This window comes from Sphingobacteriales bacterium (assembly GCA_016700115.1).
Lineage (GTDB): Bacteria > Bacteroidota > Bacteroidia > Chitinophagales > UBA2359 > UBA2359.
This window is the reverse complement of sequence record CP064999.1, coordinates 313,079-326,352: the sequence shown is the minus strand read 5'-3', so window position 1 is coordinate 326,352 and position 13,274 is coordinate 313,079. Positions and strand designations below refer to the sequence as shown.

The following is a 13,274-nucleotide window of genomic DNA, read 5'->3' as shown; positions in this document are numbered from 1 at the left end:
CTGAAAAATTACCCTAAGTGCAAACATAAATAAACAACTTTACAATCATGCCTGTCTGGGCAAATATTTTGTTATTTCGATGGGTGAAAATAAGTATAGGGACTTATTGGCACTTAAATTGAGAATGGAGCATCAGATTTAGCCTTTTATTAAATTACCTCTATCTTTACCCAAAACTTATCAACATGAAAGGGATAGTACTGGCAGGTGGTTCGGGAACCCGTCTTCACCCCATCACTTATGCCATCAGCAAGCAATTGATGCCTATTTATGATAAACCCATGATTTATTACCCGCTTTCAACTCTGATGATGGCGGGTATTAACGAAATACTCATCATCTCTACACCTCAACACCTGCCTATGTTTGCACAACTCTTAGGAGACGGTTCGGCTTACGGGTGCTCGTTTTCTTATGTAGAGCAGCGAATACCCAACGGGCTGGCACAAGCTTTTGTGTTGGGGAAAGATTTTATTGGAAAAGATAAAGCAGCACTTGTGCTTGGCGATAATATATTTTACGGCACTAAGTTCGAAAGTCAGTTGGAAGAATGTAAAGATATTGAAGGAGGTCTCATTTTTGCCTATCATGTCTCTGACCCCGAGCGTTATGGAGTCGTAGCCTTTGATGAAAACAACAAGGCTATTTCCATTGAAGAGAAACCTCTCCATCCTACTTCTAATTATGCGGTACCCGGTCTATATTTTTACGACAACGAAGTAGTAAGCATTGCTGAAAACCTTCAGCCCAGCAAACGAGGAGAATACGAAATAACGGATGTAAACCGCGAATATTTGCGGCAGAACAAACTACATGTAGCTGTATTAGACCGCGGTACTGCCTGGTTAGATACAGGCACTTTTGAATCGCTTATGGAAGCAAGTCAGTTTGTACATGTCATCGAAAAGCGGCAAGGATTAAAAATCGGATGTATCGAAGAAATCGCTTTCCGAAAAGGATTTATTAATCGTGAACAACTGCAACAATTAGCACTCCCTTTGCTAAAAAGTGGTTATGGTCAGTATTTAATGGAACTTTTGCAGTAAAATTAGTGTGTAGTGTTACAGACTATATTAAATTTTTGTTTAACTCCAAAACTAAGTTTTGGGATAACTGTTAATGCGTAAAGCCCGAATAACGTTACACTTAACCTTGTTTTATAGTTTCACAGCCTCCCAAGTTCCGGAAGTTGGTACATTAGTTACATAAATACCTTCTCCAGTTCCATTATCCTCAAGATTACCACTTACATCTCCAATGTCATTACCGCTCATAAAAATATCACCTTCTACTGCGCCAGATTCCAAAATAAAGCCGGTAAATGAATTTGTTACACTTCCAAATAAACCTTGTTGGAGTACAATCGAAAAATTAAAAGATCCGTCTGATTTTACGATAATTGTTTTTTCTCCAGAAAAACTGCCACTAAAAGTAATCTCCCAAGCTCCAGCATACTTTTCTTCAAAAGACTTTTCTTTTTTGCATCCGACATTTGAGGTAAACAAAAAAGACAACAGTAAAATACCCATTAACATTTTTTTCATGATAAATATTGTTAAATTTATTGTTTAAGCTTTTAATCATTGTAACCTTAATTTTCTCGTATTAAATAACCTATAGAAAATCTTAAAACCCTGTTTTTTGCTTTAGTTTCATCTTCAGTATAAGAAGAAATGTTTACTAAACCAATATCATAAGAAATGCTAGCCTGAAACATTTTGTAATTGGCTCCTGCTCTAAATGTTAGCCCAAAATCAAATCTTTTTAGGTCATCTTCTTCTTCATTGTTTCCCCAATCAAGTTTCTCCTTTTCGGTTTCTTTGTAACCCCAAACATTGAACTTAGTTTTTATGTTTCCAATCAACCCTAATCCTAAGTAGGGTCCAAATCCGCCAAAAACTGATATATCATCATTTATACTGTAATTTACCTTAGCAGACATAGGAATGTCAACATAATATAGGTTAGTTGTTAAAACTGTTTTAATACCCAAAACATTTTCTTTAAACTTAAATCCTTTAGTTTCAAACAATATACAAGGTTCAAATGATATTATATCTGAAATAGGAAAACTGAAAGTTGTTCCCACATGAAAACCTGGCTTCATAGAAAGGTTTTCTCCAAGAGTTAAATCATCATAATTGGCAAGCATATTTGATAGGTTTAACCCAGTGGTTACAATTATGTTTTGAGCAAAGGGTAATTGAATGAAACTTAAGAAAAAAACAATAAAAATAATAAATTTTTTAAATACAATACTCATAAGCTAATTAAATTGATGACACAAATTATTTTGAACATTTATAATTATATCTGAAAATTATTGCCACTTTATTCATGTTATTTTTTTATACGCCAATTATTTGCGAAATACAATCTTGCATTAACCCCCAAAAATATTATAGAATACTTAAAATTTGAATAGAGGAACTCATTTATATTTTACTAAAGTAATTGAAATCCTGTAAAATTGTAATTTTTTAGAAGCTACAAAGTTAAATGAAAACAATTATTAAGCAATATTTTTTTTTCTATTTTCCAATATAAACAAGTTTATATAAGCATTATACAATCAACATATTTCCCCAACCTCAATACTAAGGCTGTGAGGGAAAATTATATTCGAAAAAATTAGAAATGTTTGAAGTTATTCCGTTGGTCTAAATATTTTCTTTGGCTTAAATTCGGCATCTGTCTTTTTGCCATTTTTTATTTAATACTTGGTCAATTTTTTTAAAGAAGTTTTCTTAAAAGCGTTAAAGTTTCATTCTAAAAACGTATGCTTTGCCTATAGAATACCTTGCCACTGTTGCTTAATAAACTTTAGTACATTCATATAATCCATATTAAAGTTGTTATAGAACTTTTTTTGAAAAATGATATTATAGGAAAAATTATCTCCAGACAATTTATTAAACACAAAGTTACATTTATAACCTGAATCCTGCTTTCTAATGTTTTTAAATATTTGTATTTGTGGCTTTTATAGATCAGTTAACAAATATTTATGGAAAACATTGCCAAATCACACGAAAATTCTTTTAAGAGCAAAGCGACAAGAAGTTTTGACTACAATGTAAAAAAATAGTAAAAAGTTATAAAAATGCTTACTACCTAAACTTATAGAGCATCACATTATTATAATACTATCCTTTCAAAATCGCCCAAAGTATAAAGATGAAAGCTAGTAAAAGTATTGATAAAATAATGTCTTTCTTAGAGATGTTTTCCCTGTCAAATTTGTCGCCATAGGTAACATGTTCAACCTGTTCGGGAGAAGGAGGTGATGTAAGCAAACTCACTACTATTAAAACAGCCGAACATATCACAAATAGTAGAATGGCAAAATGCAGGAAATTGATATCTGCAAAAAGGTAAAACGGTGAACCTGACTCTAAGGATGTTTTTTTAATAATTTCTAACAGAAAACGCAGTAACCCGAGGACAAACCCGGTAATCAAAGCTGCCATTGCCCCTCTGCCATTCAGACGTTTGATAAAGATACCCAATAAGAACACCGCTGCAATTGGTGGGGAAATATATGCCTGAATGCTTTGAAGATACAAGAATAACTGATTGGACAACGCTCCGCTTTGAATAACGGGAATCCAAAGAAGGCTAAACAATACTAAAAGCATCGTTGAAATCCGTCCGGCATTGACCAACTCTTTTTGTCCGGCATTGGGACGGAATTTTTGGTAAAAATCAAGTGTAATCAGCGTTGAGCTTGAATTGAACATGGAGGACAACGAACTCATTAGAGCGGCGAACAGACCGGCTACCACCAACCCCCTAAGACCAATAGGCAATACGTCTTTGACCAATGCCGGCAAAGCTTTATTTGACTCTGCTTCACCGTTGACCACAGGCATACTTGGCAATAGCCCTTTCTGGTATAAGGCAAACGCAATGATGCCCGGAATTACAAACAAAAACAAAGGCAACATTTTCAGGAAGCCGGCAAAAATAGCACCTTCGCGGGCATTTTGAACGTTTTTTGCCGAAAGCACCCGTTGTACAATAAACTGGTCAGTACACCAGTACCAGATGCCCAAAATAGGAGCTCCAAACAAAATACCCGTCCACGGATAGTTTGGATGATCCTTAGGCTTCCATATTTCAAAAAAACTGTTGCTGCCGTTAGTATTGCCGGATTCAGACGAGGCCTGCAGGGTAATATTCCAAAGTTCATCCCAGCCTCCTAAAGCAGTGATCCCGAAATAGGTAACGGCTATTGCTCCGCCAATCATGACAAACATCTGCATGGCATCTGTATAGGCAACCGCTCTTAGCCCGCCAAAAATGGTATAAATTCCGGTTGCCAGTACCAATAAGATAGCACCCACCCAAAAATCCATACCTATAGCTTCCAACACCACACCGCCCGCAAAAATGGTTACCGAAATTTTGGTCAGTACATAAGCGATGACCGACACTACTGCCAGATAAGTTCGGGCGCTGTTAGAATAGCGCAATTCTAAAAACTGAGGCATAGTAGCGACTCCGCTTTTTAGGTAAAAAGGCACAAAAACCCAACCTAACAACAACAATATAACTCCTGCCCAAATTTCGTATTGAGCTACAGGAACTCCCTCAGAAAACCCGCTCCCGGCAAGGCCAATCAGATGTTCAGACCCTATGTTTGAGGCAAACAAAGAGGCCCCGATAACAAACCATCCCAAATTGCGACCGGCTAAAAAAAACTGATCTGAATTTTCTCCTGCACTTTTAGAAGCCCAATAGGCGACCCCAAATACAGCTAAAAAATACAGAAATATAATAACGAGGTCTAAAATATGTAATTCTATGGTCATAAAGTTCCCCTGATTTGAATGGGTAAATAAATGTAGCCTGAAGTCTGACAAATTTTGGAGTATCCCGGATAAATCGGGTCAAATTACCATTTATTTCTAAAAAAAATGGAGAATGAATTTTTTTTTAGAAAAACATAAGATATTTCAAAACATAGGTTGGAAAACTTTGGTGTTTTAAGTGTTGCGCACAAATTTTGTTTCTGCTACAAATTCGATACGTATAATATGAGTGTCTTAAAGACCCCGAAAACGTCTTGGCAACGATAGACTTAATAATTACCTTTGTACTTTTTGTGTTTTCAGGTAAATCAGCAATATGAATGTAAAAAATGAAACGGTACTTATTTCCGGAGGCTCATCGGGAATAGGGCTTGAGTTGTCAAAATTATTTGCCGCTGACGGTTTTAATTTGATTTTGGTGTCAAAACCGGAAGATGAGTTAAAGGAAGCCCAAACACTTTTGGAGCAAAGTTTTCCTGAAGTCAAAATAATAACCATCCAAAAAGACCTTACCAATGCCAAGGCTGCAGAGGAAGTATTTCAGCAGGTAGAAGACACGGGACTTGCCATCACTGTTTTGGTGAATAATGCGGGTTTTGGCACTTATGGATATTTTTCAGAAAACGATATGAATACTGAATATCAATCCATTCTGTTAAATTGTGGTGCTGTTTATAAAATGACCCGTTTATTTTTACCCGGTATGATAGCCCGAAATCGGGGATTTATCCTCAACGTTTCATCAGTAGCAGCATTTCAACCCAACCCTTTATTTTGTGTTTACGGTGCAACCAAAGCATTTGTACTTTCCATGTCCAAAGCCCTACGGTTTGAGTTGAAAAAGCAAAAAACGGGAGTGAGCGTTACCACACTTTGTCCGCCGCCTACCCGGACTAAATTTATAGCGGCTGCAGGTATGCAAAAATCTGCTATGTTCAGGCATATAGATTCTTTAGATGCCGCCACTGTTGCCCGATATGGATACAAAGCCCTATTCAATAAAACAGAAACGATCATTCCGGGAGGTTATATAGGCGTTTTGTACAGATTGGTCAATATACTTTTGCCCCAATGGCTTGTGATGCAGTTGGCCTATTTTAAACTGATTATGAAAATAAAGAATTAAACCCATTTCTAAAGCAGAATGGCGATAAATAAAAAAACCTTCTTGCTTTGCGGCAAGAAGGCTAAACCCTTATTAAACCCAAACAACTAATTCTACAGTTGTTAGAATTACATAGTAATACGCAAAATGCGGTCAAATGTTGCACAAACGAAAACATATTTTCCAGTGAAATATTTTTCATTTATACTGCCTGCTCTATAAACGGAATCATATTTTGATATTAAATCTCCAATTGGCAAAGCAGACAGGTAAGTGTGCAAGATTTTGTGCAAGGTACAAATAAGTGGCAACAAAGTATCCCTGTCATTAAAAATTTTCGAGTAATCTGCATGTTGGTTTACTAAAACAGGATTATTGGGTTTGCAAAGAATGTTACAGGATAGTTAGACATACCATTTACCTGTTTGAGGAGTTATAAATGACGATACGTATTTATTTAGAGTTGCGAATTACCTTTGTGAAGTACCTTTACAGGTATTACTATGTTAACCGCTTCGAAATTCAAGCTATATGAACAAATTTATTCTGCTTATCTTTTTCCTGAGCCTGATGTTCCAAAACTGTCAGGAAGCCAAACAGTTGACGTTAGACCAAAGTAAGCGAGAAGCAGGGAAAATAACAGGCATCGTCGCTTTTTACAATGTTGAAAACCTGTTTGATACGGAAGATGACCCTATAACGGATGATAGCGGCTTTTTACCCAACAGTGCAGCCGGATGGACATTACAAAGGTATGAGCAAAAACTCGGCCGCTTGACGCAGGTGTTGGACAGTATCGGCAGGGGAGGGCTTCCTGACCTGATTGGGTTGTGTGAAATTGAAAACAAACGAGTATTGCAAGATCTGATAGCTCATGCTAATGCAGGCAAAACACACGACATTGTTCAATATGATTCACCCGATGCCCGTGGTATTGATGTTGCTTTGATTTACAACAAAAAAGCGTTTACACCCACATTCTCTGAACCCCTGCGGGTCAGCTTCGATTTTGAACCGGAAACTCCAACACGAGATATTCTCTATGTGCAAGGTAACTTTCGGGGTGAACCATTACATTTGTTTGTCAATCACTGGCCTTCGCGGCGGGATGGGGAGGAAAAAAGTGAACCGAAACGCATGGCTGCTGCTGCTGTGTTGCGAAAAAAATTAGATGGGGTTTATTCTGCCGACCCAAAAGCGAAGGTGATTATTATGGGTGATTTTAACGACGAACCCGATAACAACAGTATCAGAAATGGGGTTAGGGCAATGCCTCACAATTCTAAAGACCCCATCAATAATGAATCGTTGTATAATATGATGTATTCAAAACAACAGTCAGGTGAAGGCAGTTACAATCATCGGGGGGATTGGAACATGCTCGATCAGTTTATTGTGTCCGGTGAGCTGTTGAAATCATCAGGGGGGGTGTATCTGGACAGCAAAGATGTACATATTTATAAACGGGACTGGATGTTATATACTACCGACAAAGGCGATAAAGTGCCCAACAAAACTTATGGGGGCAATAAATATTACGGCGGTTACAGCGACCATCTTCCTGTTTATTTATTGTTGAGAAAATAGGGCTGCAACCGGAAATTAATTTGTCCGTTAAATTTAGAACCGATTAATCGGGAATGGGGGGATTAATTTTACCAAGCGAGCGGGCAACAATAGCCGAAACTGTCGAATCGCTGGTTACATTGGCAACTGTTCTGCACATATCCAAAGGGCGGTCAATTGCCAAAATTAAAGCCAATCCCGCTTCCGGTATTCCTGCCTGTGCCAATACAATGACCAACATGACCATTCCTGCGCCCGGAACCGGAGCTGAGCCAATGGAAGCGAGTAAGGCTGTCAGAATAATCCCCAATTGAGCAGAAAGAGATAATTCCATACCGAAAGCCTGAGCGATGAACACTGCTGCTATCGCCTGATACAGACTTGTGCCGTCCATGTTTACAGTGGCTCCAACCGGCAACACAAAACTGGCTACTTCATCATCAACTCCAAGCTTGGTTACCGTTCGTTCTAAGTTTACCGGCAGCGTGGCAGCACTCGAACTGGTTGAAAATGCTACTAATTGTGTAGGACCCAAGGCAGACCAAAACTGACGCAACCCAATGCCCGCAAACGTTCTGACCATAAACGGATAAAACAAGAACAGCAAAATGCCAATCCCCAGCAACACACAAACGGCATAACCTATTAATGCTTTAAACAAATCAATGCTGGGGGATTCTGCGACTAATGCCGCCAACAACGCAAAAACACCTATTGGAGCAGTCAACATAATAATATCTACCATTTTGAGAATAACTTCGTTAAACCCGTCAAAGAAGTTTTTGACCGGTTGCGCTTTTTCTTTGGGTATCATCACTAAGGCAATGCCGAAAAACAAGGCAAAAACAATGACTTGCAACATGTTGCTGTTATCAGTTGCCGATTTGAAAAAATTATCAGAAACCAAACTTACTAATGGCTCTAATGGTCCGGCTGATTTTTGCTTTTCTGCCAACTCTATCTTTCCCGAAGCCTGTGAGCTGTATGCAGTAACTAATTCCTGCCGGGTGGTTTCGCTGATTAAATTGCCCGGACGTATGACATTGACTAATATTAAACCAAGCGTTATAGCAACAACGGTGGTAATCAGAAAAATTCCAATAGTACGAAATCCCATTTTAGACAAACTACTGATGTCCTTTAAATCGGATACTCCTTTTATCAGGGATGCAATGACCAGGGGTATGGCAATGAGTTTCAGAGCGTTGATAAAAATAGTACCAAAGGGTTTTACCCAATCAACGATAAAAGGTTTAAAGCCGGCATAAGCTCCTATGATACCAAACACAATTCCAAATACCATGAATATCAGAATCTGCAGATGCAACGGGATTTTTTTCATAACCAACAGATATATTAAAGTGAATGCTAAAAAGCCAAAAAAATTAATCGGCAATACAGGTCATTTTGGGGTTTCTGACGATTTGGAGGCGCTAAGGTATAGTCCGGCACAAACGGCTGCCAAAGCCAATGCACCTATCCAACTGCTTAAAGGTTCCTGCAACAAGGCTAAAACATTGGTAGAGCCACTGATGGCAACCGGAACAGCCAAAGCGATGCCTATCAAGGCTTCGCCGGTAATTAGCCCGGAAGCAAAAAGCAAACCCGATTGGGATCCCTCTCCCGAATTTTTGCCGTTACGGGTTGACAATTGACGCGATGCAAACCAGGAAATCAGCCCGCCTAACATGATGGCACTGTCTAACTCAAAGGGCAAGTATGCTCCTACAGCAACTGCCAATACCGGCAACCGGAATGAAGACCCTCTTTTTTCCTGATATAAATCGGCAACTATGACAATGGCACCCATCAGAACCCCTAACCCAATCATTAGCCAGGGCAGGTTCCCACCAAAAACACCTTGGGTTACACTTTGCATCAGCGTTGCTTGTGGTGCGGCAAGTGCATCGGGATTTTCTGCCGTTTTGGGGCCAAAACCATAGGCTGTATTGAGTAAAGTAAGCACAGGTGCTAACACCAATGCTCCGGCGGTTACCCCAATGATTTGCATAGTTTGTTGTTTTTTTGGTGTTGCGCCCAAAATATAACCAGCCTTGAGGTCTTGCATATTGTCACCGGCAATTGCCGCCGCACAGCAAACAACGGCACCAATCAATATTGCAGCAGCAGGACCTTTTGCAGATCCTGTTCCCATTAGTGCGAGCAGCAACAAGGAAGCTACCAGTAAAGTTGCAATCGTTACACCGGAAATTGGGTTGTTGGAGCTTCCGACCAAACCGGCCATATAGCCTGCAACGGCCGAAAACAGAAAACCTGCCACAACCATAACGACTGCCATAAAAAGGGAAACAGGTAACACCGCTATTTCACGATGATATATAAAGAATATGGCAATAATCAGAAAGCCCATCATGGTAAGTAGGAGCGACATCGGAAGGTCACGGTCTGTGCGCAACTCTGCTTTCTGTATTCCGGCATTTTTTCTGAAAGCAGCAAGACCATGTGTCAGTGCCGACATCAGTGCAGTTCTGATGCTCACCAGAGCCCAAAGCCCTCCTATCAACATTGCACCTGCTCCCAAATAGCGGATATTGGCGTTCCAGATTTGTCCACCTAAAGTTACAGCATCAGCATCTGCAGGTGCGCCATTCACCGCTATATAAGCAGGAATAGCTATCCACCAACTGATGACACCGCCCATAAATACCAAAACAGCGATCCGCAAGCGAATGATATATCCAACGGCTACCAAAGCCGGTGAAAGGTTTATTCCAAAGTATAGAAAGGCCTTTTCCTGAAGCAAAGTCCCTTTTTCAAATACCCCTTCCCAAAGTTTAAAACCGGCTTCAGCAAATTTGACTGCCGCTCCGGCAATACTGCCGACCAACAGATATTTTACCGATTTCCCTCCGGTATCCCCTGTTTTCAATACTTCGGCAGTCGCTACACCCTCCGGAAACAGTAATTTTTTCTCTACAATAAGTGCCCTGCGCAATGGGATTGTAAACAAGACACCCAGCAATCCTCCACAAAGCGAAATCAGTGTGGTTTCCCAATAATTAAACGCTGTCCAATATTGCATCAGCACCAATGCGGGAAAAGTGAAAATCACTCCGGCTGCCAGCGATTCTCCTGCTGAGGCGGCTGTCTGCACTCCGTTGTTTTCCAGAATATTGCTGCGCCGGAACATGCGAAGGATGGCCATTGAAATAACCGAAGCAGGAATAGAAGCGGACACGGTCATACCGGCAAACAATCCCAAATAAGCATTTGCCCCCGCCAAAATTGCCGACAAAAGCACTCCTAAGATGATGCTCTTTATGGTAATTTCCGGCAACTGAACATGGGGCAATACATAAGGTTGGTTGGAGTTGGACATAAACGCATTGCTTGATATTTGTTGAATTTTTTCTTTGCGTTGCTAAAGTAAGACAAATGCACCAAGTTCGGTTACAACAAGGCCAAAATTGAATAAAAAACGAGGCTAAAGCGCAAATTGAAGGAGTGCTGTCTTTTTGCTGTTAAGCAAAATTTTCAAATGGATGGGGTACAGTTTTTAAAATTTTGAAAGATAAAATGTAATTTGTAATATTGTGTGGAATTGTGTTTTGGGTTACATTTAAAGGCTACCATTTTGTAAGTTTGGCTACGAATCAATATTGGCTGAATACCAAATCTTTAAAAGGCCGGTATTATCAAATTAATCTGTGAATTCAGCAAATCTTTAAATAAGCATTTGTACAATGAGAGAATTAGATAAAATATTGCTGCAAGTAGAAGAGCATATAAAAAAAGGGACATATTCCCCGGTGGAGACAGATAAAATTGAGTTTAAAGATTTGTCAACGAGCGACAACTGGACAGAGCTTCATAAATCAATTTGTGCATTCCTGAATAGTAAAGGTGGAATTTCTGTAATTGGAATCAAGGAGGACCAGAAACAGAAGCGGTTCAAATTCACCGGTTACAATCCGAATAATGAACCTAAGATTAAATTATTACCAACACTATTTACTGATGATGAAAACAGAAGTATTGACCTTAATGAATTTATTAGACCTGATTTAATTGAAATTATTCCTTTTTATACAGGACAAATTTGTATAGTGTTTACAGAAAAGCTGCCCGATGAGTTAAAGTATGTTTTGTATAAAGGCGAAGCTTATGAAAGGCAGGCAACCGGCGACCATCTTATTCCAAAAGAAAAGATTCAAAAGCAAAAAGAACTCAAAGAAGAAATTAAAGATGCCACTGAATTACAGTATGTACCTAATACAACTTTGGAAGATTTTGACATTGACAAATTGAACGACTATATCATTCGTTTGAACAGCGTAATAAAGGTGGAAGCATATAAAGCAGATTTGCAATCGGCATTACCTTTTCTGAACAGAAAAAAATTTATTCGTAATGGTAGTCCAACTTTGTTGGGAATGTTGGTTTGTGGCAAACATATCTTTGATCATATAGGGGGTAAGTGTGAGTTGGATTCTTATTTTGAAACAAAAACGTCCTTAGCCGATGATAAAAAGATTTATAAAGATAATATAATTCCATTGATGGAAAGCGGATGGAATTTTACTTTCAGTAAAATCGGAACCGGTATCAGTACTCACCTTGGGGGCACAACGATTTATGAATATCCTGAGGATGTTGTTCGTGAGACTATAAACAACGCATTAGCTCATAGAGATTACAAATCAGATAGGTTTTCGATTCTTAGGATTCGCAATAATGAATTTATAGAAATTCGCAATCCGGGCAAATTCAGACAAGAGCAGTTATTATATGCCGAATCTCCAATTAAGTTAAGAAGAATAATTCCATTCCCAAAACGGCAAAATGCAAATCTGGCAGATATTTTAAAAGCATATAACCGCTATGAAGGCAGAGGAATTGGGATGGCTACACTTACAAATTATGCTTTAAGTAATTCTATTGATGTGCCTTATTATAGATTATATAATGAGAATGAAATTGGTCTTTACATTCCTAAAGGAATGGTATTGGATGAAAATTCGGTTACCTGGCTGAAAAGTTTCAACAAATACATCATGTCAAAAACAGGCGGTTCAAAACTTTCAAAGGAACAGGAAACGGTGTTGGCATATTTCAGAAAATCGGAATTGATGAACGAACAAGAAAGATTTACAGTAAATCTAACACCCGATAATAACCATTTTGAAGTTATTGTAGATTTGACAAAATGGAAACTGCTTAAAGAACTTCCACAAAGCACTTTAGAAATAAAGGTTTTTCAGATTGACCCTGTTTTACTTAGAACTGATTTCAGTATTGAAATGAGAAAACTTTATGGTGGAGCTTTTGAAGATATAAATCAAGACACTCAACGAGTATTAGAAGCAATTTACCTGCACAATGAATTCGGAACTTATTCAGAAATAAGTGCTAACTTAATCAGCAATTATTTATATTTTCAAAAACATTCTTCTATTAACATTGATATTCAAGCTTTAGGCAATTTCAAGAGAAAAGTTCGCAGTATAATAAATAAGTTAGAGCAGAATGGGTTTATAAGAAGAAAACAAGAGGGCAAACCAAATTATGAAATTAATCCTGAATTTGTAAGACCTCCTTCTTTGTTTGACGAAATGCAATGAAACTTCAATTTGAGTACAATCAAGAATTTCTTTGAGAAGACAACACCAACTTCCTGGCATTGTAAACTTTGAGGTAAGGAGGTTTAGAATTTTAAAACGATTTGACGAAAAGTATATTGAGTATTCTGCAATTGGCGACTTGCATAGGTCTGAATATCTAATCATTCTACCGATTGTGAAACTAAAAAAGCCCCGCATGGTGCAGGG

At 38.5% G+C, this 13,274-nt stretch carries 9 protein-coding genes; 4 read left to right on the top strand and 5 right to left on the bottom strand.

Features of this window, described 5'->3' with window-relative positions:
- Positions 1-185: 185 nt before the first annotated feature.
- Entirely contained in the window at positions 186-1,046 is an 861-nt protein-coding gene (rfbA, locus tag IPM47_01220; GenBank protein ID QQS29602.1) for a glucose-1-phosphate thymidylyltransferase RfbA, read from the top strand.
- Between the two features lie 111 nt (positions 1,047-1,157).
- Here rfbA and IPM47_01215 read toward each other — a convergent pair whose 3' ends face one another.
- The 3 genes from IPM47_01215 to IPM47_01205 all read right to left on the bottom strand — a co-directional run bounded on the left by IPM47_01215 (position 1,158) and on the right by IPM47_01205 (position 4,814).
- Positions 1,158-1,544 carry a hypothetical protein gene (locus IPM47_01215; GenBank protein QQS29601.1) on the bottom strand — a complete coding sequence of 129 codons (387 nt, stop codon included), beginning with the start codon at positions 1,542-1,544 and terminating at the stop codon, positions 1,158-1,160.
- Positions 1,545-1,591: 47 nt separating this feature from the next.
- Positions 1,592-2,263 carry a PorT family protein gene (locus IPM47_01210; protein ID QQS29600.1) on the bottom strand — a complete coding sequence of 224 codons (672 nt, stop codon included), beginning with the start codon at positions 2,261-2,263 and terminating at the stop codon, positions 1,592-1,594.
- A gap of 883 nt (positions 2,264-3,146) precedes the next feature.
- Entirely contained in the window at positions 3,147-4,814 is a 1,668-nt protein-coding gene (locus IPM47_01205) for a sodium:solute symporter (GenBank protein ID QQS29599.1), read from the bottom strand.
- Positions 4,815-5,130: 316 nt separating this feature from the next.
- On the opposite strand from IPM47_01205, the gene IPM47_01200 reads away from it, so the two are divergent.
- Complete coding sequence (locus tag IPM47_01200; GenBank protein ID QQS29598.1) at positions 5,131-5,940, top strand: SDR family oxidoreductase; 810 nt, start codon at positions 5,131-5,133, stop codon at positions 5,938-5,940.
- A gap of 510 nt (positions 5,941-6,450) precedes the next feature.
- Positions 6,451-7,506, top strand: a complete 1,056-nt coding sequence (locus IPM47_01195) for a hypothetical protein (protein QQS29597.1) — start codon at positions 6,451-6,453, stop codon at positions 7,504-7,506.
- 43 nt (positions 7,507-7,549) lie between these two features.
- On the opposite strand, the gene IPM47_01190 is transcribed toward IPM47_01195, so the two are convergent.
- Together IPM47_01190 and IPM47_01185 are read right to left on the bottom strand one after the other, a co-directional pair.
- Entirely contained in the window at positions 7,550-8,827 is a 1,278-nt protein-coding gene (locus IPM47_01190; protein ID QQS29596.1) for a dicarboxylate/amino acid:cation symporter, read from the bottom strand.
- Positions 8,828-8,887: 60 nt separating this feature from the next.
- The gene (locus tag IPM47_01185) at positions 8,888-10,825 is read right to left on the bottom strand and encodes an oligopeptide transporter, OPT family (GenBank protein QQS29595.1); all 1,938 of its coding nucleotides are present in this window, start codon (positions 10,823-10,825) and stop codon (positions 8,888-8,890) included.
- A 364-nt stretch (positions 10,826-11,189) separates the two neighbouring features.
- Between IPM47_01185 and IPM47_01180 the strand changes: the two genes are divergently transcribed.
- Complete coding sequence (locus IPM47_01180; GenBank protein QQS29594.1) at positions 11,190-13,067, top strand: putative DNA binding domain-containing protein; 1,878 nt, start codon at positions 11,190-11,192, stop codon at positions 13,065-13,067.
- The last annotated feature ends 207 nt before the right edge of the window (positions 13,068-13,274 follow it).

What these genes read in the sequence shown, in the direction of transcription:
- rfbA (QQS29602.1), top strand. Translation starts at nt 186, where the DNA reads ATGAAAGGGATAGTACTGGCAGGTGGTTCGGGAACCCGTCTTCACCCC.
- IPM47_01215 (QQS29601.1), bottom strand. Translation starts at nt 1,544, where the DNA reads ATGAAAAAAATGTTAATGGGTATTTTACTGTTGTCTTTTTTGTTTACC.
- IPM47_01210 (QQS29600.1), bottom strand. Translation starts at nt 2,263, where the DNA reads ATGAGTATTGTATTTAAAAAATTTATTATTTTTATTGTTTTTTTCTTA.
- IPM47_01205 (QQS29599.1), bottom strand. Translation starts at nt 4,814, where the DNA reads ATGACCATAGAATTACATATTTTAGACCTCGTTATTATATTTCTGTAT.
- IPM47_01200 (QQS29598.1), top strand. Translation starts at nt 5,131, where the DNA reads ATGAATGTAAAAAATGAAACGGTACTTATTTCCGGAGGCTCATCGGGA.
- IPM47_01195 (QQS29597.1), top strand. Translation starts at nt 6,451, where the DNA reads ATGAACAAATTTATTCTGCTTATCTTTTTCCTGAGCCTGATGTTCCAA.
- IPM47_01190 (QQS29596.1), bottom strand. Translation starts at nt 8,827, where the DNA reads ATGAAAAAAATCCCGTTGCATCTGCAGATTCTGATATTCATGGTATTT.
- IPM47_01185 (QQS29595.1), bottom strand. Translation starts at nt 10,825, where the DNA reads ATGTCCAACTCCAACCAACCTTATGTATTGCCCCATGTTCAGTTGCCG.
- IPM47_01180 (QQS29594.1), top strand. Translation starts at nt 11,190, where the DNA reads ATGAGAGAATTAGATAAAATATTGCTGCAAGTAGAAGAGCATATAAAA.